At 66.7% G+C, this 962-nt stretch carries 1 pseudogene; it reads right to left on the minus strand.

The window, feature by feature from the left end:
• Window positions 1-962: pseudogene (locus B3S45_RS14440) on the minus strand (DNA-directed RNA polymerase subunit beta); the annotation flags it as partial.

Consider the following 962-nt stretch of genomic DNA (forward strand, 5'->3'; position numbering starts at 1 on the left):
GATCGGGCACATGCGGCCGTAGTGCGAGGGGTGCACGTCGCGCACCTCGACGCCGGCGCGCTCACGGGAGAGACCGCCGGGGCCGAGGGCCGACAGACGGCGCTTGTGGGTCAGGCCCGCGAGCGGGTTGTTCTGATCCATGAACTGCGACAGCTGCGAGGTGCCGAAGAACTCCTTGATCGCGGCGACGACGGGGCGCACGTTGATCAGGGTCTGCGGCGTGATCGCCTCGATGTCCTGCGTGGTCATGCGCTCGCGGACGACGCGCTCCATGCGGGACAGACCGGTGCGGACCTGGTTCTGGATGAGCTCGCCGACCGCGCGGATGCGGCGGTTGCCGAAGTTGTCGATGTCGTCGACGTCCATGCGGATCTCGACCTCGTTGCCGGCGCGGGTGCCGGTGAAGGTCGTGTCGCCGCGGTGCAGGCGGACCAGGTACTTGATCGTCGCGACGATGTCGTCGACGGTCAGCACCGAGTCGGTCAGCTCGCCCTCGAGGCCCAGCTTGCGGTTGATCTTGTAGCGACCCACCTTGGCGAGGTCGTACCGCTTGGGGTTGAAGTAGAAGTTGTCCAGCAGCGCACGAGCGGCCTCGGCGGCGACCTGCTCGCCCGGACGGAGCTTGCGGTAGATGTCGCGGAGCGCATCCTCCTTGGTGAGGATCGTGTCCTTCTCGAGCGTCTCCTCGATCGAGGTGAAGCCGGCGAACTCGTTCAGGATGTCTTCGCTGGTGAGGCCGAGGGCCTTCAGGAAGACGGTGACCGACTGCTTGCGCTTGCGGTCGATGCGCACGCCGACCTGGTCGCGCTTGTCGATCTCGAACTCGAGCCAGGCGCCGCGCGACGGGATGACGCGGGCCGAGACGATGTCCTTGTCACTGGTCTTGTCGGGGGTCTTGTCGAAGTAGACGCCCGGCGAGCGAACCAGCTGCGAGACGACGACGCGCTCGGTGCCGTTGATGA

The sequence above is a fragment of the Microbacterium sp. UBA1612 genome, from assembly GCF_002321605.1.
Classification (GTDB): Bacteria; Actinomycetota; Actinomycetes; order Actinomycetales; family Microbacteriaceae; genus Microbacterium; species Microbacterium luteum.